Annotated in this window: 23 protein-coding genes and 1 pseudogene; 6 read left to right on the plus strand and 18 right to left on the minus strand. The window is 73.2% G+C overall.

Going from position 1 to position 25,368, the window contains the following annotated elements:
- Positions 1-38: 38 nt before the first annotated feature.
- Positions 39-614 carry a P-loop nucleotide/nucleoside kinase family protein gene (locus tag IE94_RS0129405; RefSeq protein WP_051777737.1) on the minus strand — a complete coding sequence of 192 codons (576 nt, stop codon included), beginning with the start codon at positions 612-614 and terminating at the stop codon, positions 39-41.
- Positions 615-692: 78 nt separating this feature from the next.
- Positions 693-3,167: pseudogene (locus IE94_RS36210) on the minus strand (alpha-L-arabinofuranosidase C-terminal domain-containing protein).
- Positions 3,168-3,305: 138 nt separating this feature from the next.
- Between IE94_RS36210 and IE94_RS0129415 the strand changes: the two are divergent.
- The gene (locus IE94_RS0129415; RefSeq protein ID WP_030190216.1) at positions 3,306-3,758 is read left to right on the plus strand and encodes a DUF6314 family protein; all 453 of its coding nucleotides are present in this window, start codon (positions 3,306-3,308) and stop codon (positions 3,756-3,758) included.
- Here IE94_RS0129415 and IE94_RS0129420 read toward each other — a convergent pair.
- The 3 genes from IE94_RS0129420 to IE94_RS0129430 all read right to left on the minus strand — a co-directional run bounded on the left by IE94_RS0129420 (position 3,721) and on the right by IE94_RS0129430 (position 6,350).
- A complete protein-coding gene (locus IE94_RS0129420; protein WP_030190218.1) occupies positions 3,721-4,341 on the minus strand; it encodes a histidine phosphatase family protein in 621 nt (206 codons plus the stop codon). The two genes, IE94_RS0129415 and IE94_RS0129420, sit on opposite strands and share 38 nt — an antisense overlap.
- A gap of 73 nt (positions 4,342-4,414) precedes the next feature.
- The gene (locus tag IE94_RS0129425) at positions 4,415-4,855 is read right to left on the minus strand and encodes a GNAT family N-acetyltransferase (RefSeq protein ID WP_030190220.1); all 441 of its coding nucleotides are present in this window, start codon (positions 4,853-4,855) and stop codon (positions 4,415-4,417) included.
- Positions 4,856-4,910: 55 nt separating this feature from the next.
- A complete protein-coding gene (locus tag IE94_RS0129430; protein ID WP_037923865.1) occupies positions 4,911-6,350 on the minus strand; it encodes an aminotransferase-like domain-containing protein in 1,440 nt (479 codons plus the stop codon).
- Between IE94_RS0129430 and IE94_RS0129435 the strand changes: the two genes are divergently transcribed.
- Positions 6,349-7,275: a DMT family transporter gene (locus IE94_RS0129435; protein WP_030190223.1), complete on the plus strand. Its 927-nt coding sequence runs from the start codon at positions 6,349-6,351 to the stop codon at positions 7,273-7,275. The two genes, IE94_RS0129430 and IE94_RS0129435, sit on opposite strands and share 2 nt — an antisense overlap.
- Before the next feature lie 59 nt (positions 7,276-7,334).
- Complete coding sequence (locus IE94_RS0129440) at positions 7,335-7,529, plus strand: DUF1918 domain-containing protein (RefSeq protein ID WP_030190225.1); 195 nt, start codon at positions 7,335-7,337, stop codon at positions 7,527-7,529.
- Between the two features lie 30 nt (positions 7,530-7,559).
- Here IE94_RS0129440 and IE94_RS0129445 read toward each other — a convergent pair whose 3' ends face one another.
- Complete coding sequence (locus IE94_RS0129445; protein WP_030190227.1) at positions 7,560-8,825, minus strand: glycoside hydrolase family 10-like protein; 1,266 nt, start codon at positions 8,823-8,825, stop codon at positions 7,560-7,562.
- Between the two features lie 175 nt (positions 8,826-9,000).
- Between IE94_RS0129445 and IE94_RS0129450 the strand changes: the two genes are divergently transcribed.
- Positions 9,001-9,873 (plus strand): 3-hydroxybutyryl-CoA dehydrogenase, encoded by an 873-nt coding sequence (locus IE94_RS0129450; protein ID WP_030190229.1) that lies wholly within the window; start codon positions 9,001-9,003, stop codon positions 9,871-9,873.
- On the opposite strand, the gene IE94_RS0129455 is transcribed toward IE94_RS0129450, so the two are convergent.
- From IE94_RS0129455 to infC, 9 genes are all read right to left on the minus strand, one after another.
- On the minus strand, positions 9,864-10,406 hold the full coding sequence (locus tag IE94_RS0129455) for an NUDIX domain-containing protein (protein WP_030190231.1): 543 nt from the start codon (positions 10,404-10,406) through the stop codon (positions 9,864-9,866). The genes IE94_RS0129450 and IE94_RS0129455 overlap by 10 nt on opposite strands.
- Positions 10,407-10,551: 145 nt before the next feature.
- A complete protein-coding gene (locus tag IE94_RS0129460; protein WP_030190233.1) occupies positions 10,552-11,892 on the minus strand; it encodes an NsdA family TPR-like regulatory protein in 1,341 nt (446 codons plus the stop codon).
- Between the two features lie 372 nt (positions 11,893-12,264).
- Positions 12,265-14,778, minus strand: a complete 2,514-nt coding sequence (gene pheT, locus IE94_RS0129465) for a phenylalanine--tRNA ligase subunit beta (protein ID WP_030190235.1) — start codon at positions 14,776-14,778, stop codon at positions 12,265-12,267.
- Positions 14,778-15,899, minus strand: a complete 1,122-nt coding sequence (pheS, locus tag IE94_RS0129470; protein ID WP_030190238.1) for a phenylalanine--tRNA ligase subunit alpha — start codon at positions 15,897-15,899, stop codon at positions 14,778-14,780. Before pheS ends, pheT begins: the two co-directional genes overlap by 1 nt.
- 181 nt (positions 15,900-16,080) lie before the next feature.
- Complete coding sequence (locus IE94_RS0129475; protein WP_030190241.1) at positions 16,081-17,220, minus strand: sensor histidine kinase; 1,140 nt, start codon at positions 17,218-17,220, stop codon at positions 16,081-16,083.
- A 50-nt stretch (positions 17,221-17,270) separates the two neighbouring features.
- On the minus strand, positions 17,271-18,119 hold the full coding sequence (locus tag IE94_RS0129480; RefSeq protein ID WP_030190243.1) for a TrmH family RNA methyltransferase: 849 nt from the start codon (positions 18,117-18,119) through the stop codon (positions 17,271-17,273).
- A gap of 207 nt (positions 18,120-18,326) precedes the next feature.
- Complete coding sequence (gene rplT, locus IE94_RS0129485; protein ID WP_003977226.1) at positions 18,327-18,710, minus strand: 50S ribosomal protein L20; 384 nt, start codon at positions 18,708-18,710, stop codon at positions 18,327-18,329.
- 96 nt (positions 18,711-18,806) lie between these two features.
- On the minus strand, positions 18,807-19,001 hold the full coding sequence (rpmI, locus tag IE94_RS0129490) for a 50S ribosomal protein L35 (protein ID WP_003977225.1): 195 nt from the start codon (positions 18,999-19,001) through the stop codon (positions 18,807-18,809).
- A 114-nt stretch (positions 19,002-19,115) separates the two neighbouring features.
- Positions 19,116-19,769: a translation initiation factor IF-3 gene (gene infC, locus IE94_RS0129495; protein ID WP_063829748.1), complete on the minus strand. Its 654-nt coding sequence runs from the start codon at positions 19,767-19,769 to the stop codon at positions 19,116-19,118.
- 385 nt (positions 19,770-20,154) lie between these two features.
- Here infC and IE94_RS0129500 point away from each other — a divergent pair, with 385 nt between their 5' ends.
- The gene (locus IE94_RS0129500; protein WP_030190247.1) at positions 20,155-20,520 is read left to right on the plus strand and encodes a DUF1844 domain-containing protein; all 366 of its coding nucleotides are present in this window, start codon (positions 20,155-20,157) and stop codon (positions 20,518-20,520) included.
- A 24-nt stretch (positions 20,521-20,544) separates the two neighbouring features.
- On the opposite strand, the gene IE94_RS0129505 is transcribed toward IE94_RS0129500, so the two are convergent.
- Complete coding sequence (locus tag IE94_RS0129505; protein ID WP_030190256.1) at positions 20,545-21,276, minus strand: SseB family protein; 732 nt, start codon at positions 21,274-21,276, stop codon at positions 20,545-20,547.
- 118 nt (positions 21,277-21,394) lie between these two features.
- Here IE94_RS0129505 and IE94_RS0129510 point away from each other — a divergent pair, with 118 nt between their 5' ends.
- A complete protein-coding gene (locus tag IE94_RS0129510) occupies positions 21,395-22,345 on the plus strand; it encodes a serine hydrolase (RefSeq protein WP_030190259.1) in 951 nt (316 codons plus the stop codon).
- 41 nt (positions 22,346-22,386) lie between these two features.
- On the opposite strand, the gene mycP is transcribed toward IE94_RS0129510, so the two are convergent.
- Both mycP and IE94_RS41295 read right to left on the minus strand, forming a co-directional pair.
- The gene (gene mycP, locus IE94_RS0129515; RefSeq protein WP_030190261.1) at positions 22,387-23,568 is read right to left on the minus strand and encodes a type VII secretion-associated serine protease mycosin; all 1,182 of its coding nucleotides are present in this window, start codon (positions 23,566-23,568) and stop codon (positions 22,387-22,389) included.
- Positions 23,565-24,839, minus strand: coding sequence for a hypothetical protein (locus IE94_RS41295; protein ID WP_245235335.1), 1,275 nt, complete (start codon positions 24,837-24,839; stop codon positions 23,565-23,567). Before IE94_RS41295 ends, mycP begins: the two co-directional genes overlap by 4 nt.
- Positions 24,840-25,368 lie beyond the last annotated feature (529 nt).

Consider the following 25,368-nt stretch of genomic DNA (forward strand, 5'->3'; position numbering starts at 1 on the left):
TCCTCCTGGATGGCATGACTATACGTTTCGCTGCACGTTTATGCAATCCAGGGAATACCGGTCTCGGCCGGGCCGTCCACACCTCGGCCCTTGACGGCCTCCGCGATCCGCAGCGCCGCCTCGGCCGGCGTGAGACGGGTGGTGTCGACGACCTCGGCCTCGGCGTGCAGCCAGGTGCGGGCGGCCTCGGCGTAGGGCTGGAGGTACCGGAGGCGGAACGGCGAGTCCGGCCCCAGCACGGTGTCCCCGGCGATGCGCCCGCGCAGGGTCTCCTGGTCGGCGTGGAGGACGAAGTGCCGCACGGGGATCCCGTGTGCGGCCAGGCCGCTCGCGATCTCCCGCCAGTACTCCTCGACCAGGACCGTCATCGGCATCACCAGGGTGCCACCGGTGTAGTCGAGCACGTGCCGGGCGGTCTCGACGACGAGGGGCCGCCACGGCGGCCAGTGCTGGAAGTTGTCCGTCCCGTCGGGGGGCAGCGCCGGAGAGATGTCCAGGAGCGTCTCGCCGACCTTCTCGGCGTCGAAGACCCGGGAGTCCGGCAGCAGCCGCCGCACGAGCGCGGCGGTCGTCGTCTTGCCCGCACCGTGGGTGCCGTTGAGCCATACGATCATGCGTCCCCACGCTAGCCCGGACCGACGACGCCGTGGGGGGTTTCGTCGCCGGTCCGGGTCGGGTCGCGGGCTGCCGGACTACCGCTGCCTGATCCGCAGGAACGTCACCGAGTTCGCCGGGAAGCTGTACGTGAACCGGCTCGCCGCCCCCGAGAACGTCGACGCCACCGGGGTCACCGGGGCGTCCGTCTCGGTGTTGACCGCGTCCTGGTCGGCGGCCAGCGTGGTGACGCGGGCCCTGGGCGCGACCTTGGCGCCGCCGAGGTCGACGGCGGTGCGGGCCGCGGCGTCCTGGGCGTTGACGACCTTGACGATCAGCTCGCCGGTGCGCTCGTCGCGCGTGACGGTCTGGCGGAAGGGCTCGGCCGGCTTGTCGTCGGTGAAGCTGCCCCACCTCTCGCCGTCGAGGGAGAGGGTGACCTGGCGGCCCCTGACCTTGACGTCGATGTCGTAGGCGCGGCCCGTCTCGATCGACCCGGCCTTGGACAGCAGCGTCGACTTGCCGCCGTCGGCGGACTGCTCCACCGCGGACCGGGTGTTGTTCCAGCCGCCCAGGTTCCACCAGTAGTAGGTGCCGGTGTCCTTGACGCCGAAGGCGACCAGGAAGCCCTCCTTGCCGGACTTCTTCGTGGCCCTCACGTGCAGGTCGTAGTCGTGCCAGGCCGGGTCGCCCGCCGTGACCATCGTGTTCTCGGCGGCCGGGTCCGTCTGGACTTACTGGCCGTCCTGGACGGTCCAGCTGCCGCCGCCCGAGTGGGTCCACCGCGAGGCGTCACCGGAGAAGTCGTCGGACAGGAGCGTCTTCCCGTCGGCCGAGGTCACCCTCACGTCGTCGTAGGCCGCACTGGTCGCCCAGGTCGACAGGCCGACGGCGCCGGTGACGGGGCCGCTGACGGCGGGGGTGCCGCTGGCCTTCGAGGGGACGACGCGGTCGCCGGTGTTGTTCATGAACAGCTTCTGGACCTCGTAGTTGGCCGAGTTCCAGGACGCGTGGTTGTTGAACCAGACCAGGTCCGGCCTCCACTGCACGGAGTCCTCGTTGGCGAGCAGCGGGGCGTAGGAGGCGAGCTTGACCACGTCGGCGTTGCGCTCCAGGCCGGTCATGAAGGCGGCCTCGGCGAGGGCGTTCTTCCAGGCGTTGCCCTGGGAGGCGTACTCGCCGAGGAAGACCTCGGGGCCGTTCCTGTCGTAGGAGTCGTAGCGGTCGTTGTTCTGGAGGAACCACTGCGGGCCGTTGTAGTAGTGCTCGTCGACCATCGCGACGCCGGCGTCCCGGTTGAGCTGCCAGGCGGTGTCGAAGGTGGCGCCGGAGTCGTCGGGGCCGGAGTTGGAGACGACGGTGATGTCCGGGTACTCCGCCTCGACGGCGGCGCGGAACCGCTCGAACCGGGCGAAGAACTCCTTCGGCAGGTTCTCCTCGTTGCCGACCTCCAGGTGGGTGAGGTGGAAGGGCTCGGGGTGGCCCATCTCGGCGCGCTTGGCGCCCCACTCGCTGGTGCGGGGGCCGTTGGCGAACTCGATGAGGTCCAGGGTGTCCTGGACGTGCCGCTTCAGCAGGGCGTCGTCGTCGACGGCCCGGTTCTGGCCACAGCCGGTGACCAGGGCGGGGACGACGGGCAGCGGCATGGCGCCGATGTCCTCGGCGAAGCGGAAGTACTCGTAGTAGCCGAGGCCGTAGCTCTGGTTGTAACCCCAGAAGTTGGCGTTGGTGGCGCGCTCCTCGACGGGGCCGACGGTGTCCTTCCACTGGTAGGACCGCTTGCGCTGCCAGCCGGAGTCCGCGCTGTAGTCCGCCATGGAGCCGGTGTTGACCAGGCAGCCGCCGGGGAAGCGCAGGAAGCCGGGGCGGAGGGCCTCGATCTTCTCCGCGAGGTCCTTGCGCAGGCCGTTCGGCTGGTGCCTGTAGGTGTCGCGGGGGAACAGGGACACCATGTCGAGGGCGGCGGGGGCGGTGGTGGTGACGGCGAGGCGGCCGCGGTTGCTGGTGCGGGTCGCGGTGAAGGTGGCGGTGTACTTGCGCCACTTCCCCTTCGCCGCCACCTCGCGCACCTTCGCGAGGGTGCCCGCGGCGTCCCGGAGGGCGACGGTGAGGGTGGTGCCGCTCTCCGCGCGGGACCAGACGGAGAAGTCGTACTTGCGGCCCTCCTCGACCCGGATGCCGGTGTTGTAGCCCGCGTTGGTGACGGTGGAACCGGCGGCCACGGAGAGGTAGGTGCGGTTGCGCTCGTTGAGCCGGCCCCCGTCGTTCACCGCCTCGGCCGCGCCCTCGGCGGCCCAGGCGGTGAGCGGGGTGTACGAGGCGTTGTCGTCGGTGGAGTACTCGAAGGACCGGTTCTGCACGAGTTCGGCGTACAGGCCGCCGTCGGCGGCGCGGTTGATGTCCTCGTAGAAGACGCCGTACATCGTGTCGTCGATCGCGGGGCCCTGGGCGGACGGGTCGACGGTGATCGTGTAGTCGGCGACGGCTTCGGCGTGTGCCGGGGACGGCAGCAGGGCCGAGGCCGTCAGGAGGGCGGTGGTGCTGAGACCGAGTCTCCAGCGGGTGCGTGACATGGATACTCCGCGGCTCTCACTAGGCGTTCGAGATATCGGACATTGGTCAGCACTTCGAACGGCAAGATAGGGAGGGGGTGGCAGCGCGTCAATGGGTCGCGCGGCGACGAGAGGGCCGGAGCGGGAAAGCGAGTGGAAATGGGCGAGTTGTGGCCGGTGCCCGATGTCCTGGCGTACCTCGCGGGGCGCTGGCGCACCGAACGCTCGGTGCGGGATCTGGCGAGCGGCCTCGACGGCTGGTTCGAGGGGGTCACGTCCTTCGACGCACTCGACGGCGGCGGGCTGCTCGGCCACGAGTCGGGCGCCTTCACCTGGCAGGGCGTGACCCGTCCCGCCGAGCGCACCCTGCGCTACGAGCCGGGCGGTGCGCCGGGCCGCGCCGACGTGCGCTTCGCGGACGGCCGCCCCTTCCACGGGCTGGACCTGAGCTCGGGCCGCCATGCGGCCGACCACCCGTGCGCCGCCGACCTCTACCGGGGCGAGTTCACCGTCCGGGATCCGGACCGCTGGCGGACCGTGTGGCGGGTGGGCGGCCCGGCCAAGGACCTGCTGCTCACAACGGATTACCTTCGCGAAACGCCGGGTGCGTAGGGCCCTGTTCCGGTGCGCCTTCGAGGCGGAGGCTCCAGCGGCCCGCGCGGCCCGTCACGGTGGTCGCCGACAGCGGGCGGACGTCCAGGTTCCAGTACGTTCCGGGCGGCGCCTTCAGCGCGTAGACGAGCGCGGCCCGGATCACGGAGGGCTCGGCCACGGCGACGATCCGGTCGCCGTCCTCGCCGGGACGGGTGTCGAGCCAGCCGCCGACCCGGGTGATGAAGCCCAGCAGCGACTCCCCGCCGTGCGGCGCCGACCGGGGATCGGCGAGCCAGGCGTCCACGGCAGCCGGTTCGCGGGCCATGGCCTCACCCAGCGTCAGGCCGCGCCACCGGCCCATGTCGCAGTCCCGCAGGGCGAGTTGGACCAGCGGCGCGCAGCCGATGGCATCGCCGGTGGCACGGCAGCGGGGTGTGGGCGAGCAGTAGCGCAGCTCGGCCGCGGCCAGCGGCAGCAGGCCGCCCGCGACGCGCAGCACCTCGTCCCAGCCGGCCCGGTCCAGCGGACGGTCGTCGTCGAAGCGCTCCGCCAGCAGCGGTGAGCTGCGCGCAGCCGCGACGAACGTGACCCGAAGCGCCATGCGGTGATGGTGGAGCGCGGCGGGGTCCAGGTCAAGGGGTGTTACCTGTGGTTCACGCAGGGTTTGCCGCGGCTCACCGGTCGAAGGCGAACACCATCCACTGCTCCGGCCGGTCCAGCGCGGTGAACCCGAGCTTCTCGTAGACCCCGTGCGCGTCGTGCGTGGCCAGCAGGATGCGGCGCAGTCCGTGGGGCGCCAGGTGCTCGCGCACGGCCGCGACGAGCGCCGTGCCGAGGCCCTTGGCCCGCGCCGACGGGTCGACGTACACGTCGCAGAGCCACGCGAAGGTGGCCAGGTCGGTGATCACGCGCGCGTAGGCGACCTGTTCGCCCGAGACCGCGTCGTAGACCCCGAAGTTGAGCGAGCCCTCGATGGCCCGGTCCTGCTTCTCGCGGGTCCGTCCCAGGGCCCAGTACGCGTCGGTGGACAGCCACTGGTGCACGCGCCCGGCGTCGACGCGGTGCGGGTCGGTGGAGATCTCGTAGCCCTCGGGGAGCCTCGGCGTGTAGGTCATGCCCCGGATGCTCGCAGGGCCGGTGAGAGCGCGTCGACCGGATATCGGGCGCGCGTCAGCCGCCCCATGCCCGCGGGCAGGCGGTGCTCAGGCGCCGCACCCCTTCCTCGATCTCCCCGACGTTCGCCACCGCCGCGAAGCTCAACCGGAAGTGCGCGGCCGGGGGTTCGGCGCTGAAGTAGGGGCGGCCCGGGGTGATCGCGACGCCCGCGCGCAGGGCGGCCGTGGTCAGGGCGGTCTCGTCGGCGCCCTCCGGCAGGCGCGGCCACAGGTGGTAGCCGCCGGAGGGGATGTGGGCCGGACAGATCGCCGGGAGCCGGCGGCGCAGGGCGGACGTCATGGCGTCCCGGCGAGCCTTCAACTCGGCCGAAACGGCCCGCAGATGGCGCGGCCAGGCGGGTGACCCGACGAGTTCCAGGGCCGCCTCCTGAAGGGGCCGGGGCACGAAGAAGGTGTCGACGATCTGGATGGCGCGCAGGCGGTCGAGGACCGGCCCGTGCGCGGCCAGGGCGCTCACCCGGAAGCTGGGCGAGGTCGCCTTGGTCAGCGAGCAGACGTGGACGACGACGCCGTCCGGGTCGTCGGCGGCGAGTGGGGCGGGCAGCGGGCCCGCGTCCTCGTGCACGAGCCGGCGCACGAAGTCGTCCTCCACGACGAAGGCACCGGCCGCCCGCGCGATGCGCAGCACCTCCCCGCGCCGTTCGGGGGCGAGCACGGCGCCGGTCGGGTTCTGGAACAGGGGCTGGCAGACGAAGACCCGGGCGCCGGTGGCGCGGAAGGCGTCGGCGAGCAGGGCGGGCCGAACGCCGTCGGTGTCCACGGGGACGGGCACGGGGCGCAGTCCGGCCGCCCGCGCGATGGCCAGCATGCCGGGGTAGGTCGGGGACTCGACGAGGACGGGGCTGCCGGGCGGGGCGAGCGCGCGCAGGGCGGTGGCCAGCGCGGACTGGCCGCCGGCGGTGATCAGCACCTCCGCCGCCGTGATGGCCCCGCCGATGCCGCGCGCGAACCACTCCCGCAGTTCCGGCAGTCCTTCCATCGGCGGCCGCCCCCAGGCGCCCGGCCGCCGCCCGGCCCGTGCCAGGGCCGCCGCCATCGCCCGCTCCGGCTGCAAGGACGGGTGCAGGTAGCCGCCGTTGAACTCCACGACACCCGGTGGCGGGGCGGCCAGCGAGACCAGCACCCCGGAGGCGTCCACCGAGCGCGGTACGAGGTCGGCGGCGACGTCGGCGCTGAGCGCGACCTCCTGCCAGGAGGTGTCCCCGGTCGGTGCCGCCGAGGGGCGCGGCCGGGCACGGAAGGCTCCGGCGCCGGGCCGGGTGACGACCAGCCCCTCGGCGGCCAGCTGGGCCAGGGCGCGGGAGACGGTCACTGGGCTCACCCGGAACCGGTCGACGAGGGCGCGGCTGGACGGGAGCTTTCCTCCCGGCGAGTAGCGGTCTAGCTCCCGCCGCAAAACAGTCACCAGTTCAGCGACGCTGCTACGCTCTTGCATGAGAGCACAGAGTAGCGCTACCGCACCTTCCCGGATAGCAGTCGGCGCCACGAGCACGGATCCCGGCGGCAGGTCCTCCGGCACCGTCCAGGCCGCCCTCGGTGTCGTCGCCTTCTCCCTCACCTTTCCCGCCACCGCCTGGGGGCTGGAGGGCTTCGGCCCCTGGTCCCTGATCGCCGTGCGCAGCATCCTGGCCGCCGCGGTCGCCGGTGCCTGCCTGGTGGCCGTGGGCTCGGCGCCGCCCGAGCGGCGGCACTGGTTCGGCCTCGGGGTGGTCGGCGCCGGGGTGGTGCTGGGCTTCCCGCTGCTGACCACGCTCGCCCTGCAGACGTCGACCACCGCGCACGCCGCCGTCGTGGTGGGTCTGCTCCCGCTGACCACCGCGCTGCTGTCCGCCCTGCGCGTCGGCACCCGCCCCTCGCGCACCTTCTGGATCGCGGCCCTGGCGGGTGCGGCGGCCGTGATCGCCTTCACGGTGCAGCAGAGCGGTGGCGCGCTGACCTCGGCCGACGCCTATCTCTTCGGGGCGCTGCTGGTGTGCGCGGCCGGTTACACGGAGGGCGGCCGGCTGGCCCGGGAGATGCCGGGGTGGCGGGTGATCGGCTGGGCGCTGGTGCTGTGCCTGCCGCTGACGGTGCCGATGGCGGCGGTGGCGCTGTCGTCCGAGCCGGTGCACCTGTCGGCGCACAGCGTGTCCGGGCTGCTGTGGGTGGCGCTCGGTTCGCAGTTCCTCGGTCTGGTCGTCTGGTACCGGGGCATGGCGGCGATCGGCATCCCGAAGGCCAGCCAGTTGCAGCTGGCCCAGCCGCTGCTCACACTGGTGTGGTCGGTACTTCTCCTGGGCGAGCACCTGCCGGTGGCCGCTCCGCTGACGGCCGCGGCCGTACTGGTGTGCATCGCGGTCACCCAGCGGGCCAGGGGCTAGACCCGGTTCCATCCGAACATCCTGCCCTCGGGCGGCACATGGGTGAGGAGGCCTCACGGATGCACGCAACCAAGGGCGACCAGCTGGTCCAGCACGGCCGGGTGGTCGGTGAGCACGACAAGGTCGCGGAGATCGTCGAAGTCATGGGCGACCGGGGCACTCCCCCGTACCGGGTCCGGTTCGAGGACGGGCGCGAGGCCGTGTGCTCGCCCGGCCCCGACTCGGAGATCCGGCACAGGGAGACCCAGCTGTAGCGCCTCGGCCGTACACCGCGCGGGAGCTGTTCAGCGCGGGGCGGTGGCCGGCTGCGTGTAGTGGTCGGCGGCCACCCGCGCCATCGCGCCGCCGCGGTCCTCGGCCACGTCCTTAGCGGAGAAGTAGACGTGTCCGCGGACCTCCGGGTAGCGGGCGGCCAGCGTCAGGTGCCGGGAGAGTTCGGCCGGGTCCTGCCAGGCGGCGGGCTGGGCCGGGTCCCCGGACTTGTACAGCGCCTCGCCCACGTACAGCTGGGTGCGGCTGCCCCGCGCGGCCTCGGCCCACCAGGGCAGCAGCTTCGCGTAGTCGGCGCCGTCCTGGCCGATGTTCCAGTACAGCTGCGGCACGACGTAGTCGATCCAGCCCTCGCGCACCCACTTGCGGGTGTCCGCGTACAGGTCGTCGTAGGTCTGCACGCCGGCCCGGGTGTCGGAGCCGCGCTCGTCGGTGGCGGCGTTGCGCCAGACGCCGAAGGGGCTGACGCCGAAGCGGGCGGCCGGGCGGACCTCCTTGACGCGTTGCGCGGTCTCCCGCACCAGCCGGTCGATGTTGTCCCGGCGCCAGTCGGCCTTCGTGGCGAAGCCGGTGCCGAACGTGCCGAAGGTCCCACCGTCGTCGAAGCTCTGGCCCGCCACCGGATAGGGGTAGAAGTAGTCGTCGAAGTGGACCCCGTCCACCGCGTACTTCGCCACCGCGTCCATGATGGCGTCCTGCACGAAGGCCCGGACCTCGGGCAGTCCGGGGTTGTAGTAGAGCTGCCCGCCGTAGGGCACCACCCACCCGGGGTTCTTGCGCGCCGGGTGGGAGGAGACGAGGTGGGCCGGGTCGTCGTGGGTGGCGACGCGGTACGGGTTGAACCAGGCGTGCAGGTGCAGGCCGCGGGCGTGGGCCTCCTCGACGGCGGTGCCCAGCGGGTCCCAGCCCGGGTCGCGGCCCTGGCTGCCGGAGAGGTACTGCGACCACGGCTCGTGTGCCGAGGGCCACAGCGCGTCGGCCGTCGGCCGCACCTGGAGGATCACCGTGTTGAGGCCGTGCCGGACCGCGTTGTCGAGGTGTCCGATCAGCTCCGCGCGCTGCTCGGCGGCGCGCAGCCCCGCGCGGGTGGGCCAGTCGCGGTTGGCCACGGTGGCCAGCCACATCCCCCGCATCCCGGCGGCGGCGCTGCGCGAGGGCGCCGGCGCCGGCTCGGCGAGGTCCCGGGCGGCGGGCGCCGCCGACGCCCCCGATGCCCCGGATGCCGCCGTGAACGCCGACAACGCCGCCACCGTGAAGGCACGGCGCGAGACACCGCCCATGTCAAGACCTCCTGAACGCTGTGGATCCGTACGGTCACGGATCGTGTACGGGCCTCAGCATGCCCGACCCGGGAGACGGATCCGTGACCATTCGGAGGTAACGTGCTCGATCGGAGCAGGCACCGGGGACCCCGGCGTGCCTGCTGCCAGCCGTGAAGTCAGCGAAAGGGACGATGTGACCGGCATCTCGGGAGATATCGCACGCGTCGGCGTGGTGGGCTGCGGTCAGATGGGAGCGGGCATCGCCGAGGTGTGCGCCCGCTCGGGTCTGGAGGTGAGGGTCGCCGAGACCACCGGTGAGGCCCTGGAGATCGGTCGCACCCGGCTGTACAACTCGCTGACCAAGGCGGCCGAGCGCGGCAAGATCACCGAGGAGGAGCGGGACGCGACGCAGGCGCGCCTCAGCTTCACCACCGACCTCGGCGAGTTCGCCGACCGTGATCTGGTGATCGAGGCCGTCGTCGAGAACGAGCAGGTCAAGACCGAGATCTTCCAGGTGCTCGATCAGGTCGTGACCCGGCCGGACGCGATCCTGGCCTCGAACACCTCCTCGATCCCGCTGGTGAAGCTGGCGGTCGCCACCTCGCGGCCCGACCACGTCATCGGCATCCACTTCTTCAACCCGGCCCCGGTGCAGCAGCTGGTCGAGCTGATCCCGGCGCTCACCACCTCGGAGGGCACCCTCAGCCGGGCCCAGCTGTTCACCGAGAAGGTGCTCGGCAAGCACGCGATCCGTGCCCAGGACCGCTCCGGCTTCGTGGTCAACGCGCTGCTGATCCCCTACCTGCTCTCCGCGATCCGGATGTTCGAGTCGGGCATCGCCAGCCGCGAGGACATCGACAACGGCATGGAGATGGGCTGCGCCCACCCCATGGGTCCGCTGAAGCTGGCCGACCTGATCGGCCTGGACACGGTCGCCTCGGTGGCGTACTCGATGTACGAGGAGTACAAGGAGCCGCTGTACGCCGCTCCCCCGCTGCTCCAGCGCATGGTCGACGCGGGCCGCCTCGGCCGCAAGAGCGGCTCGGGCTTCTACGCCTACGGCTGATCGCGCCCGAGCCTGAGGTGGTGCAGCAGGAGCAACGCGGCCGCCATGTTGGCGGCCGGGACCTCCCCGCGGGCGACCAGGTCGGGGGCGAGCTTGAGGGGGGCCCATTCCCGGCGCTCGGACTCGAAGTCGTCCACGGGGTGGCCGACGTACGTGCCCTCGTCGGCCCAGTAGACGTGGTGCCGGGCGTCGGTGAGGCCGTTGGAGGGCTCCACGCTCATCAGGTGGTGCAGGGGCCCTGGCCGCCAGCCGGTCTCCTCCTCCAGCTCCCTGGCCGCCGCCGCCGCGACGTCCTCGCCGTCCTCGACGACGCCGGCCGCGAGTTCCCAGCCCCAGCTGTCGGTGATGAAGCGGTGCCGCCACAGCAGGAGGACCTCGTCCGCCTCGTTCACGACCGTGGCCACGGCCACCGGACGCATCCGTATCAGGAAGTGGTCGAGGTGCCGGCCGTCCGGTAGGGCGACGTCGGCAAGATGGACGCTGAACCAGCGATTCGAGTACACATTTTGTTCAGTCTCTTTCGTCCACTGCACGGTTCTGCCACCTTTCTTTGAGTAGGTGGCAATATCGCAGCAGCAGCGCCCCGGCAGGAGGCGTACGGCGATCGCTCACGGCGCAGGAACGGGCGCAGTAACGGGCGCAGGGACAGGCCCGCGGGGGCCGCGCGGACCGGCCCGTCTACAGCGGCACGCGCAGGGCCCCGTCGATGAGTTCGGCGGCCTCGGCCGTGCCCGCGCACCCGCTGCTCACCAGGTGCTCACGCACCGCCCGCAGCCGGTCGCGCAGCCGCTGGGACTCCATTCCCCGGGCCTGCTCGGCCATCCGCACGGCCGTGGCGACCGCCTTGTCGGCGTGGCCCTGGCGCAGCTCGATCGTGCTGAGCATCGCGAGCCGGTGCACCCGGCCCCGGTCGTGCGCGGGCGTGTCGACGGCCGCCGCCGCGTGCTCCCCGGCCGCCGCGAGTTCGCCGAGGCTCAGCAGGGCCTCCGCCACCTGGACGTTGACCAGTCCGGGCTGGACATAGCCGGTCTCGTCGGGCTCGTACCCGCGCCGGATGCGCTCGGCGGCCCGCTCGGCCCGGCGGATGCAGGTCAGCGCGCCGCTGCCGTCGCCCAGGTGCGCGTACGCCTTCGCCTGCATCGCGTACAGGTCGGAGGCGAGCGCCGGGGTGATGTGCCGTCCGGCGGCGCGCAGCGCGGCCTCGGCGAAGGCCACGGCCTGCCGGTACTCCCGCGTGAACAGCGCCTGGTTGACCAGCAGCGCGATGACGTAGGCGCCGAGCCCCCGGTCGCCGCTGGCCTTGGCGAGCCGCAGCGCCTGGTGGAAGTAGCGCTGGGCCAGGCCGTGCGCGTCGGAGTCGTACGCACAGATCCCGGCGACCGCGACCAGGCCCCCGGTGGCCCGGTGCAGCTGACGCCCGGTGGCGTCGGTGTAGCTGCCGCGCAGCAGGGGCGCGGCCTCGGAGTTGAGGAAGCCGACGATGCGGGCGCGGGTCGCGATGCCACCGGCCTTGCGGTACATCTGTTCGTAGTGCGTGCGGGCGCAGCGCACCATCTCCAGGTCGGCCGCGGTGACCCGGTGCCGCCCGCCGCGGGAGACGTCGGTGTCCTCGGGCGGGTTCTCCCACTCCCACACCGGCATCACGGCGGGCGTGCCGGTGAGGGCCGGGGCGCCCAGGATGTGCGGGCGCCGCTGCTGGTCGGAGCGCCACAGGGCGGTCGCGCGCTCCACGAACCCGGACAGCGAGCCGGTGTGCGGGGCGGCGGGTTCGCCGGGCACGCCGAGGCCGATGTCGTCGAGGGTGACGGGCCGGTGCAGCCGGGACGCGAGGACCTCGCAGATCAGGTCGGGCACCTGGCCGCGCGGCCGCTGCCCCTTCAACCACCGTGCGACGGCGGTGTGTTCGTATCTCAGTGCGAGCCCGCGCGCCCGGCCCGTCTGGTTGACGTGCGCGGCCAGTCCCGCGTGCGAGATCCCGGCCTCGTCGAGGATCGCGTCGAGCAGGGTGTTGGGCTGCATGGGTGCCCCCCGGTGAATCGGTGCCGACAGCGTAGTGCGTCGGTCCTCACACGGGGTGTGAACGGAGTACGCGCGACCGCAGCGTGTGCGCGCTGTCGCGGAGAGTGCCGGGCCGGTTGACTGAAGGGCCTCGAAAGAGGCCGGCCGGGCCGCCGGCTCCCCCTCGTACAGTGCGGCGGCCCGTATCCACGCCGTCCGCCCGGCTGCCTGCCCGACACTCCGTGGCGGGGCGGACGGCTCCGCCGGCCGGAGAGGCGGTCAAACGCCGTTCAGGTGATGCCCAAGGGGCGCGGGGAACTGCGCGACCGGCCACCGACTGCCCGCAGCCGCCGAACCGGCAAAAACCCCACGCCCCTTGGGCGAACCGAACCGCTAGCTGCGCAGCACCGCTCCGACCCGCTCGCCCGCGAGGGCGACCGCGGCATCGCGGGCAGCGGAGGCCTCGTCGACCGTCAGCGTCCGGTCCCCCGCGCGGAAGCGCAACGCGTAGGCCAGGGACTTGCGCCCCTCACCCAGCTGCTCCGCGTTGTCGTACACGTCGAACAGCCGGATGGACTCCAGCAGTTCACCCGCGCCCTCGCGCAGCGCCGCCTCGACGTCCGCCGCCGGGACGAACTCCTCGACGACCAGGGCGACGTCCTGTGTGGCGACCGGGAAGGTGGAGATGCCCGGCGCCTGCGGGGTGTCCTGGCCGACCCGCGCCACGGCGTCGAGGTCCAGCTCCGCCGCGCAGGTCCGCGCGGGCAGGCCCAGCGTCTTCAGGACCCGCGGGTGCAGCTCACCCGCGTGCCCGATCACGCGCTCCTCGCCGTCCACGGTGACCGTCAGTTCGGCGCAGCGGCCCGGGTGCCACGGGCCGTACTGGCCCTTGCGGACGCCCAGTTCGGCCCCGGCCTCGCGGGCGACGCCGCGGGCGGCCTCGACCGCGTCGGCCCAGTCGGCCGGGCGGCCCTTGCCCCACCAGCCGGCCTGCTCGCGGGCGCCGGCCAGGACCACGGCGACGTGCCGTGGCTGGTCGGGCAGCGCGGCGTCCAGCGCGGCGAGGTCGTCCTCGCTGGGGCGCCGGTCGACGGGCAGGTTGGCGGCGACCCGCTGCTCGTCGCGCGGGTGGAAGACCAGGCCGGTCTCGAAGAGGGCCAGGTCGTGCGCGCCCCGGCCGTCGTTGCGGCGCAGCGCCCCGAGCAGGCCCGGCAGCAGCGAGGTCCGCAGCGCGGGCTCCTCGTCGCTGAGCGGGTTGACCAGCCTGACGACGCGGCGGGCCGGGTCGTCGGCGTCGAGACCGAGCTGGTCGAAGACCTGCTCGGACACGAACGGGTAGTTCAGCGCCTCGACGTAACCGGCGCCGGCCAGCGCCCGCCCGACGCGGCGGTGCAGCCGCTGGCGGGAGGTGAGGCCGCGGCCCGCCGGGGGCCGGGGCAGCGTGGAGGGCAGGTTCTCGTAGCCCTCCAGGCGGATGACCTCTTCGGCGAGGTCGTTCGGGTCGGTGAGGTCGGGGCGCCAGGACGGCACGGTGACGATCAGCTCGTCCTGGCCGTAGACGTCGCAGCCGACCTCCTGGAGGCGGCGTACGACGATCTCGCGGCCGTACTCCACACCCGCGACCCTGTCCGGGTGGTCGGCCGCCACGGTGATCGTGTGCGGCACGGGCGGGGCACTGATCTCGGTGACGCCGGACTCGGCGGTGCCGCCCGCGAGCAGCACCAGCAGGTCGACGGTGCGCTGCGCGGCAGCGGCGGCGGCCTGCGGGTCGACGCCGCGCTCGAAGCGGCGGGACGCCTCGGAGGAGAGCTTGTGCCGGCGGGCGGTGCGGGCGATGGCCACCTGGTCGAAGTGGGCGGCCTCGATGACCACGTCACTCGTCGCCTTCTCGGTGTCGCCGTGGTCCGCGATCTCCGTGTTGGCGCCGCCCATGACACCGGCGAGGCCGATCGGGCCGCGGTCGTCGGTGATGACCAGGTCCTCGGCGTGCAGCTTCCGCTCGACGCCGTCGAGGGTGACGATCTTCTCGCCCTCCTGGGCCCGGCGCACGCCGATGGTGCCCTGGACCAGGGACCGGTCGTAGGCGTGCAGGGGCTGGCCCAGCTCCATCATCACGTAGTTGGTGACGTCGACGGCGAGCGAGATCGGGCGCATGCCGACCTTCTGCAGGCGCCGCTGGAGCCAGATCGGCGAGCGGGCCTCGGGGCTGAGGCCGGTCACGGTGCGGGCGGTGAAGCGGTCGCAGCCGGTGGGGTCGGCGATCTTCACCGGGTAGCCGTAGGCGTTCGGGCCCGGCACGTCGAGCAGGGCCGGGTCGCGCAGCGGCAGGCCGTAGGCGATGGCGGCCTCGCGGGCGACGCCGCGGATGGACAGGCAGTCGCCGCGGTTGGCGGTGACGGCGATGTCCAGCACCTCGTCGACCAGTTCCAGCAGCTCGATGGCGTCCTTGCCGACCTCGGTCTCCGGCGGGAGCACGATGATGCCGTGGGTGCCGTCGTCGCCCATGCCCAGCTCGTCGCTGGAGCAGATCATGCCGTGGGACGTCTTGCCGTAGGTCTTGCGGGCGGAGATCGAGAAGCCGCCGGGCAGGGTGGCGCCGGGCAGGACCACGACGACCTTGTCGCCGACGGCGAAGTTCCGGGCGCCGCAGACGATCTCCTGCGGCTCACCGGTGCCGTTGGCCTGTCCGACGTCCACGGTGCAGAACCGGATCGGCTTCTTGAAGCCCTCCAGCTCCTCGATGGTCAGCACCCGGCCGACGACGAGGGGGCCCTTGAGGTCGGCGCCCAGGTGTTCGACGGTCTCGACCTCGAGGCCGGCCGAAATCAGCTTGGCCTGCACGTCGCGGCCGGTCTCGGTGGCCGGCAGGTCGACGTACTCCCGCAGCCAGGAAAGCGGGACCCGCATCAGATCTCCATCCCGAACGGCCGGGTGAACCGGACGTCACCCTCGACCATGTCTCGCATGTCCTCGACGTTGTGGCGGAACATCAGCATCCGCTCGATGCCGAACCCGAAGGCGAAGCCGCTGTACTTCTCCGGGTCGATGCCGCAGGCGGTGAGCACCCGCGGGTTGACCATGCCGCAGCCGCCCAGCTCGATCCAGCCCTCGCTGGAGCAGGTGCGGCAGGGCCGGTCGGGGTTGCCGACGGAGGCACCCTTGCAGACGTAGCAGAGCATGTCCATCTCGGCGGACGGCTCGGTGAAGGGGAAGAAGTTCGGCCGCAGCCGGGTCTTCATCTCCGCGCCGAACAGCGACTGGACCATGTGGTCCAGGGTGCCCTTGAGGTCCGCCATGGTCAGGCCCTCGTCGACGGCGAGCAGCTCGACCTGGTGGAAGACGGGGGTGTGCGTGGCGTCCAGCTCGTCGGTGCGGTACACACGGCCGGGGCAGATCACGTAGACCGGCAGCTCGCGGGAGAGCGCGGAGCGGATCTGCACGGGCGAGGTGTGGGTGCGCAGCACGACGCCGGACTCGGAGCCGCCCTCGGGGCCCTCGACGAAGAAGGTGTCCGCCTCGCCGCGGGCCGGGTGGTCCGGGCCGATGTTCAGGGCGTCGAAGTTGAACCACTCGGCCTCGGCCTCGGGGCCCTCGGCGACCTCGTAGCCCATGGCGACGAAGATGTCCTCGATGCGCTCGGAGAGCGTGGTGAGCGGGTGGCGGGCCCCGGCCGGTACGCGGTCGTAGGGCAGCGTGACGTCCACGGCCTCCTCGACCAGGACGCGCGCGTCGCGCTCGGCCTCCAGCTCCTCCTGGCGGGCGGCCAGCGCCTTGTTCACGGCGCCGCGGGCCATGCCGACGCGCTTGCCGGCCTCCGCCTTGGCCTGCGGGGGCAGGGCACCGATCTCGCGGTTGGCCAGCGCCAGCGGGGAGGTGCCGCCGGTGTGGGCGACCTTGGCCTCCTGGAGCGCGTCGAGGGAGCCCGCGGCGGCGAAGGCGGCGAGCGCCTCGTCCCGCATGCGCTCGATCTCTTCCGGTTTCAACGCCTCGACCTCGACAGGGTCGTACGACTTATTCGGTGCCGACATCTCTTCCCGTGCTTCCGGTTGGCTGGCTGGGACGCCCCGTCTACGGTCCTCAGACGGGGCGAAGACGCTTCGTCGACGCTTCGTCTGCGGATCTGGACGCAAAGGTGCCAAAGACCGAGTCTAACGGGGCGGTGGAACGCGGATTACGCCCGTGGGGGTCGTCGGCCGCCTCTGGTGCTGCTCAGGTGAGGTACGCCGGGGCCGCCACGGGCAACGTGAATCGGAACTCCGCGCCGCCGCCGGGGGCGCGGCCGACCGTGATGGTGCCGCCGTGGGCTTCGACGATGCCCTTGACGATGTACAGCCCGAGGCCGGTGCCACCGCGCTTGCTGCCCCGCCAGAAGCGGGTGAAGACGCGGTTCATGGATTCCTCCGGGATGCCTGCCCCCTCGTCGCTCACCGTGACCGACGTGCCGGTGTCCTCCCCCTCTCGGGGCGACGCCGTGGGCGTGATGTCAATGGTGACCGTTCCCTCGCCGTGCCGCACGGCATTTTCCAGCAGGTTGCTCAGCACCTGGTCGACCTTGTCGGGGTCGGCCCACAGGTCGGGCAGCGGATGGGCGAGGCGGAGCAGGAACCGGTCGGCCTCCTGGCCGGCGGCGACGTACGCCTGGATGTGCCGGCCGACGGCGGCGCCGATGTCGACGGGCTGGCGGCGCAGCTCCAGGCGGCCGGAGTCGATCCGGGAGATGTCGAGCAGCTCGGCGATGAGGCGGGTGACACGGTCGGCGTCGGCGTCGACGGTCTCCAGCATCAGCCGCTTCTGGTCGTCGGTGAACCTCTCCCACTTGGCCAGCAGGGTCGCCGTGAAGCCCTTGACGGAGGTGAGCGGGGAGCGCAGTTCGTGGGCGACGGTGGCGATCAGCTCGGCGTGGCTGCGCTCGGTGCGGCGGCGGGCCTCGGTATCGCGCAGGGTGACGACGACGCGGTGGACGGGGCCGAGGCGTTCGCCGCGCACGTAGCGGGCGGTGACCAGGACCTCCCGTCCGCCGGGGAGCAGCAGGTTGCGCTCGGGCTGGCGGACGCGGATGGCGAGGCCGCCGTAGGGGTCGGTGAGCTGCCACCAGCGCCGGCCCTCCAGGTCCTCCAGGGGCAGTGCGCTCTCCAGGGACCGGCCGAGCGCCTCGGCGGCGGGGGTGGCGGTGATGCGGACGGCGGCCGCGTTGAAGCAGATGACCCGGCCGTGCTCGTCGGCGACGACCAGGCCGTCGGGCAGCTGGTCCGGGTCTACGCCGAGGTCGGCGAGGTCGCCGGGCGTGCGGGGCGCGGGCGGACGCGGCACCTGGCGTGCTCCCGGTGCGCTGCTCGTGCCGACGCTCATCCCCGTACCCCACCTCTCAACCGCGCAGGGGCCTTGAGCTGGTCACCCTACTAGCTCTCGGTGACGGAGCGGCACCCTCCGGCGGCACGCTGTGCACGCGCCGACGCGTAGAGACATACGGCGGCGGCGGTCGCGAGGTTCAGGCTCTCCGCCTTCCCGTGGATCGGGACGCGCAGGACGGCGTCGGTGAGGGCGCGGGTCTCCTCCGGGAGCCCCCAGGCCTCGTTGCCGAACACCCAGGCGGTGGGGCCGCCCATGGTGCCCGCGTCCAGCTCGGTGTCGAGGTCGTCCGCACCCGCGCCGTCGGCGGCGAGCACCCGCACGCCGGCGTCCCGCAGCCCGGCGACGGCCCGCTCGACGGGGACCCCGACGGCGACCGGCAGGTGGAACAGGGACCCGACGGAGGCGCGTACGGCCTTCGGGTTGTACAGGTCGACGGAGGCGTCGGTGAGCACGACCGCCTCGGCGCCGGCGGCGTCGGCGCAGCGCAGCACCGTCCCCGCGTTGCCGGGGTCCCGAACGTGTGCGAGGACGGCGACGAGCTTGGGCCGGGCGGCGAGGATCTCCTCGAAGGGCGTGTCCACGAACCGGCAGACCCCGACCAGCCCTTGCGGGGTGACGGTGGTGGAGATGTCCTCGATCACCGCGTCGGCGGCGAGGTGCACCCGGGCGCCGACGTCACGCGCGGCCCCGACGATGTCGGCGTACCGCTCCGCGGCCTCGACGGTGGCGAACAGCTCGACCAGCGTCTCCCCGTACCCGGCGGCCTCCCGCACGGCCTGCGGCCCCTCGGCCAGGAACAGCCGTTCCTTCCCCCGGAAGTTCCGCTTGCCGAGCCGCCGGGCGGCGGCGACACGGGGGGACCGGGGGGAGATCAGCTCGGGGCTGACAGGACGCACTCTTGCTCACCTTCACATCTGAATCGTCGTGGACTGCAACGCGCCCAAAGGGGCGCGGGGCTGCATCCATGTGCGGCTCCGCCGCGTGGGCGCGACAAGCCACAACGGCCCCGCAGCCGAAATCGAACCGGACGGGCGGCAACCGAAGGGACCCGCAGGCTTCAAGCCTGCGGGTCCCTTCGACAACCGGCTAGAGCCAGCGCAGCGTCACGCCGCCTTCGGCGCGTTCACGTCGCTCGGCAGCGCCTTCTGCGCGACCTCGACGAGCGCGGCGAACGCGTTCGGGTCGTTGACGGCCAGCTCGGCGAGGATCTTGCGGTCGACCTCGACGTTGGCGGCCTTCAGGCCCTGGATGAAGCGGTTGTACGTGATGCCGTTGGCGCGGGCAGCGGCGTTGATGCGCTGGATCCACAGCTGGCGGAAGTCACCCTTGCGCTTCTTGCGGTCGTTGTAGTTGTAGACCAGCGAGTGGGTGACCTGCTCCTTGGCCTTGCGGTACAGGCGCGAACGCTGACCGCGGTAGCCGGAGGCCTGCTCGAGGATCGCCCGGCGCTTCTTGTGGGCGTTGACTGCCCGCTTGACGCGTGCCACTTGATAACTCCTTGTAGCGGGGCCGCGGTGATCTCACACGGCCCGGTATCGATGGGGTCCCGGTCCTGCCGTACGGCGCTCAGTGGCGCCCGTACGTCACTTGCCGAGAAGCTTCTTGATCTTCGCGGCGTCGCCCGGGGCCATCTCGGCGTTGCCGGTGAGGCGACGCGTCACGCGGGACGACTTGTGCTCGAGCAGGTGGCGCTTGCCGGCGCGCTCACGGAGCACCTTGCCGGAGCCGGTGATCTTGAAGCGCTTGCTGGCACCGCTGTGCGACTTGTTCTTCGGCATAGCGCCGTTCTCTCCTCGTCGGTGGCGCTCCGGTGCCCGGTCGTGAAACCGGGCACGGTTGGAGCGTCGCTCTTGTATCGGGTATGTGTCCTGGGGACTGGCGGCCCCCCGGGGTCACGCTTCGGCGGGTGCCTCGGCCGGGGCCTCGGCTTCCTCCACGTCGGCCTCCGCGGCGTTCTGCGACTTGCCGGGGTTCGCCTTCGCGTCGGCCTTGCGCGCTTCCTGCGCCTGGCGGGCCTCGGCCATCGCCTCGGTCTTCTTCTTGTGCGGACCGAGGACCATGATCATGTTCCGGCCATCCTGCTTCGGGTTCGACTCCACGAAGCCGAGGTCCTGGACGTCCTCCGCGAGACGCTGCAGCAGTCGGTAGCCGAGCTCCGGCCGGGACTGCTCGCGACCACGGAACATGATCGTGATCTTGACCTTGTCGCCCTGCTTGAGGAACCGGACGACGTGACCCTTCTTGGTGTCATAGTCGTGCGGGTCGATCTTCGGCCGGAGCTTCATCTCCTTGATGACCGTGTGCGCCTGGTTCTTGCGCGCCTCACGGGCCTTCATGGCCGACTCGTACTTGAACTTCCCGTAGTCCATGAGCTTGCACACGGGCGGACGGGCGTTCGCCGCGACCTCGACGAGGTCGAGGTCGTACTCCTGCGCAAGCTCCAGGGCCTTGGCAAGCGGGACAATCCCGACCTGCTCGCCGCTGGGACCGACAAGTCGCACCTCGGGAACGCGAATCCGGTCGTTGATGCGGGGCTCGGCGCTGATGGATCCTCCTCGGTAGCACCACGCGACGGTCTGGCGGACAGCCGCGTAACGTCTGTGTTCGATAGACCTAACCGCGCCGGCACACAAAAAATGCCCCGGACGATCACAGGCGGGGCTCCTCGAACTGCTACCGGAGCACCGCCGCGATGACCGCGGGGCGCGATTTCGGGCTGGTCACCGCCGTGGGACGGGACCGCCTGACCGGTGACCCGCCGTCCTGAGAGGACGGCCAGGTGGGAGTTCGAAGCCTCCACTTGTGGGCCGGATCCGCTGCCGTGGGCGTGCGTGTCCGACCGGTCGTTACACAAGGTTAGCAGCTCGGCCGGGGAAGGGCTAACCGACTCCGAGTGGGGTGCGCTCCCTGGCTGCGCCTATCGTGTGCGGCATGAGTGAGACCCCTGCTGAATCCCCGGCGAATCCCGACTTCGACGCCATGACCCGCGACATCGCCGAGGTCCCGGCGGTCGAGGTGATCGTGACGGTCGCCGTCAACCTGATGAGCGCCGCCGCCGTGAAGCTGGGCCTGACCGAGGAGGGCGACGCGCACAAGGACCTCGACGAGGCCCGCAAGCTGGTGCACGCGCTGGCCGGTCTGCTGGACGCGACGGCGACCGAGATCAGCTCCTTCCACGCGGCACCGCTGCGCGACGGGCTGAAGTCGCTCCAGCTGGCCTTCCGCGAGGCCTCGCTCGTCCCGGACGAGCCGGGTCAGGGTCCGGGCGAGAAGTACACCGGAGCGGTCTACGGCTGACCGCCGCCCGCCGCCCCGGGGCGGCTATCCCCGCACGTACAAGGGCTCGCCCGGCGGCGTCGCCCCGGCCGGCAGCAGTGCCAGGTCGAGGCCGCGCACCAGGCGGGCCCTCAGCGTGTCGTCGGCGGCCAGCCGTTCGGCCACGGCGCGGGCGGCCCTGGCCGCGTCGGCGGCCGGGTCCAGGACCAGCGCCAGCGTGCCGTCGGCCCGTCCCGGCCCGAGGTGGGCGCGGAGCACGGCGGGCTCGTCGGCCAGGGCGGCGCGCACGGCCGCGGCCACGGCGGGGTCCGCGAGCGGGTCGGTCGTCGTACGCCCCTCGGCCAGTGCCAGCAGTACCGCCCCGGTCAGCTCGAACGGCACCGGCCCGGCCAGGTCCAGTACGACGGTGTCCGCCTTCTCGTGCGCGGCGGCCTGCAACGCCTGGTGCACGGGTACGGCGACGGGGCGGGCCGCGGGGTCCCAGCGGGCGAGCGACTGGGTGGACGTGAAGGCGGGCAGCGCGGTGCGGTCGCCGGCCTTCAGGGTCGGCACGGCCATGTCGCTGGTCTTCTCGCGGCGCAGACCGTTCTCGTCCTCCTCCACCTCACCGAGTACGGCGACGACGGGCACGAGCAGCCGGGCGCCCTTGAGCGCCTGGAGCACCGGGCCCACGGCGGCGCGGTCCTCGGCCCAGGCGGCGAGCGCGGCGCTCAGCCGGGGGTCGGCGGAGCCGTCGTCGTCGGAGAAGGCGGAGTCGGGGATGTTCTTGTTCGCCACGGCCCCGAGCCTATCGGGGGGCGTGCACGGCACTTCTCACCGGTCTCTCAGGGATCTCTGGGGGGGATCTAACCCGCGGCCGGGGGCCCGCACAGCAACCGCGTGAACGATCCCCGCCATGGCATCCTCCACAGGTCGGCGGGCCCGGCGGCGCCCCTCGCGACTTCGGCCCGCCCTGGTCGCGTGCGTCCTCGCCGGCGCCACGGTCACCGGCACGGTGTACTGGCAGAGCCACGCACGCCCCGGCGCGGGCGGCTCCGTATCGTCGTCGGCCTCGGCACCCTCGGGCGAGGAGGCAACGGTGGAGACGGTCGAGCCGGTGGTGGACGGTGACGCGCGGCTGGCCGCGGCGATGGCGTCGGTGACGGTGCGGGACGGCGCCGAGGCAGCGGTGGCGGTGCTGGACCCGGACTCGGGCGAGAGCGCCTCCTACGGCACGGGCGCCTTCGAGACGGCGAGCATCGTCAAGGTGGACATCCTGGCGGCGCTGCTGCTCCGGGCGCAGGACGCGGGGCGTTCGCCGACGGCCGCGGAGAAGGCGTACGCCACCGCGATGATCGAGGACAGCGACAACGACGCGGCGTCGGCGCTGTGGCGGGCGATCGGCACGGCGCACGGACTGGACGCCGCGAACGAACGCTTCGGGCTGACCGGCACCGAGGGCGGCGACGGCCCGCTGTGGGGCCTGACCCGGACCACTGCCGCCGATCAGGTCACGCTGCTGCGGCAGGTGTTCGTGGCGGACGGCTCGGCGCTGAGCCCGGCCTCACGGGCGTATGTGCGCGGGCTGATGGAGCGGATCGCGGAGGGTCAGCGGTGGGGGGTGTCGGCGGCGGCCGACGCGGCGGGTGGCGCGGCCGGTCCGGCGTGGGCGCTGAAGAACGGCTGGCTGCGGCGCAGCACTACCGGGCTGTGGGTCGTCAACAGCATCGGGCGGGTGGAGCGGGGCGGCCACGGCTACCTGGTGGCGGTGGTGTCGCGGGGCAGCGGTACGCAGGCGGAGGGGATCTCGCTGACCGAGGCGGCGGCGCGGGCCGCGGTGTCCGTGGTCACGGACGGCGCCGCCTGAAGACCGGGCGTGCCCGGCTCCGGGGACCGTTCTTCGGGCGGTCAGAAGTCCTCGTGGCGTTCGCGCCGGCCGCGCCACAGGACCACGGCCGCGACCACCAGGACGCCGCCCGCGCTGCCCGCCAGCGGGGCGGCCCAGGCGGAGGTGCCGTCGTCGGCGGCGGGGGTGTCGGGTCCCGGGCCGAAGTACTCCTCGCCGTACGCCGCCGCCTTCAGCCCCGCGGGCTTCAGCCGCCCGGCCGCCTCGATGGCGGCGGCCGGGTCGACGAAGCCGAAGCCGCGGGAGTCGTCGCGGCCCTCGGCCGGGGCGTTGCGTGCGGTGTCCTCCAGGACGGACTTGACCTGGGCCGGGGTGAGGTCCGGATGGGCCGCCTTCACCAGGGCGGCGGCCCCGGAGACGAAGGCGGAGGCGGCACTGGTGCCCCAGCCCTCGTAGTAGCGGTGGTCGGGGTCGGCGATGATCACGTCGACGCCGGGGGCGCTGACCGTGGCGTACCAGCGGCGGGTGGAGAAGGAGGCGCGGGTGCCGTAGCGGTCGACGGCCGTCGCGGCGATCACGCCCGGGTAGGCGGCCGGGTAGGAGATGTGGTCGCCCTTCTCGCCGCCGTTCCCGGCCGAGGCGACGACGATCACGCCCTTCCCGAGGGCGTACTGGATGGCCTCGTCCTCGGCGGGCTCCGGGTGGGCGGACGCGGAGTCGTCGCCCAGGGAGAGGTTGATGATGTCGGCGCCGTGGTCGGCGGCCCAGCGGATGCCCTCGGCCAGGGCGTTGCCGCGGGTCTTGCGGGCCTTGGCGCGCGAGGGGTCGCCGTCCTCCAGGATCACCCGCAGGGGGAGGATCCTGGCCTGTGGGGCGATGCCCATGACGCCCTCGGTGTGTCCGGTGCCGTGTCCGTGACCGGCGATGATCCCGGCCATGGCGGTGCCGTGCCGGGCCCAGGAGCGGTCGCCCTCGCGCGCGCCGAAGCCGACCAGGTCCTTGCCGGGGAGGACGTTGCCGGCCAGGTCGGGGTGGTCGGCCTCGACGCCGGTGTCCAGGACGGCGACGGTGACGCCCGCGCCCTTGGTGGTGCGCCACGCCTCCTGGGTGTGCAGGGCGTCCAGGGCCCACTGCTGGGCGCGGATGCCGTCGGCGTGCGCGGCGGGGGCCGGGGCGAGGAGGAGGGCGGCGGCGAGGAGGAGGCTCAGCGCTCCCGTCCTGCGGCGGATGTCCGCGGGGGTCACGACGGGTGCTCCGTGGGTGCGCCGACGTTCTTGCGCAGGGCGCGTTCGACGCGGTCGGCGAGGCCCTGCGCCTCGTGGCCGAGACCGGCCTGGGCCGGCGCCGACGTGGCGCCGGACTCGATGGCCTCCTCGGCGGGTTCGGGCTCGTCGACGGTGCGGCCGTCGGCCCAGCCGGACACGGCGTAGACGACGACGGGGGCGTCGGTGAGGACGGAGACGGTCCAGGAGGCCCGCTGGGGTGCGCCGAAGTCCGCGGCGACCGTGTCCTTGGGCGCGTACGGCAGGGGCATGAGGTCGTCCCGGCGGCCGAGGCCCTCCTTCTCGAAGCGGTCCGCCAGCGCGGTCATGGCGGCGGCGTCGGCCTTGGTGAAGAGCAGTCCGACGGTGGTGACGTGGCTCTGGGTGGCGTCGGTGTAGGTGGCGCGCAGCAGCCGTGAGCAGCCGACCGGGTCGAGTGCCTTGGCGAGGAGCGGGTCGAAGGCGCCGGTGCAGCCGCCGTCCGGGGCGACGGCGACCCGCGTCCATGTGCGGTCGGCTCCGCCGGGTCCCGCGCCCTTGCCCTGGACGGTGGGCGGGAACAGCTGGTCCACGGGCACGCTGTGCCACAGGTCCCCGGCCTCGGTGTACGCACTGCGGGCGCCGTCCTCCCCGGAGTCCCCGGCGAGCCAGCTGCCGGTGACGGCTCCGGTGAGGAGCCCCACCCCGAGCACGAGGCACACGGCGGCGGCGACGGCCTGCGGCCGCGGACGCCCGCCGAGCGAACGCGGCCGGGCCAGTGCGTCGTACCCCTCGGGCTCTCCGAACGAGACCCGGGGCCGCGTGTCGTTCGGGCCGCTCCAGGAGAAGGCGAGGTCGGGGGCGGCGCGGCGGTAGGCCGGACCGGTGGGCGGGACCGGTTCCGTTCGCGCGGCGGCCTCCGGTTGCTCCCGTTCCCTCTCCGCCGGGACCGGGCGCAGGCGTGCCGTCGTCTCGGTCGGAGCCTCCCCGGGAGTGCCGGGAGGGTGGGGCGGCGCACCGGCGGGCGGGGTGCCACGGCCGACGGTCGGCGCGGCGTCGGGGAAGCGGGCGGAGGCGCGGGGTGGTGGCGCGGCGTCGGCGGACCGGGAGTCGCCGAGCCGGAAGCGCGGGTACCGGGTACGGACGCCGGAGCCCTCGTCCCGGCCGTCAGCGGCCGGCGTACGCCCCCGGGGGAAGGACGCATCGGTGCCCGCTTCGGACGTCGCGCCCTCGGCGTCACTGCCCCGCTGCGCCTGCGCGGGGCGGGGCGGCACACCCGGAGGCGGCGTCGGCGGACGGGACCCGGCGGCACCGGAACCCGACGCGGCACCGGGGCGGGACGCAGGCCCACGTTCAGGACGGGACGACCCCGCCGGGCCGGACACGTCACCGGGCCCCGGCGCGGGCGCCGGTACGGGAGCGGGAGGCGGCGGCGTCACCGGGCGGGCCGAGACGTCCGACGACTGGGGCGAAGTGGGCCGAGGCACGGCGCCCGGCGCAAGCGACGGACTGGGCGCGCGCTCGGGACGCGGCGGCGTCACCAGACCTGGCGCAGGCTCGGGGCGCGGCGGCGTCACCGGACCCGACGCGGGCTCGGGGCCCGGCGGTGTCGCCCGGCGGGCCGGGACGTCCGACGCCTGGGGCGAGCCGGGCCGAGGCACGACGCCCGGCACGGAAGACGGCCGAGGCGCGCGCTCGGGGCCCGGCGGAATCGCAGCGTCCGGCGCGCGGTCAGGGCGCGGCGGCGTCGCCGGGCCCGGCGCGGGCTCGGGGCTCGGCGGTGTCGTGGGGCGGGGTGGGGTC

This window comes from Streptomyces violaceorubidus (assembly GCF_000717995.1).
Classification (GTDB): Bacteria; Actinomycetota; Actinomycetes; order Streptomycetales; family Streptomycetaceae; genus Streptomyces; species Streptomyces violaceorubidus.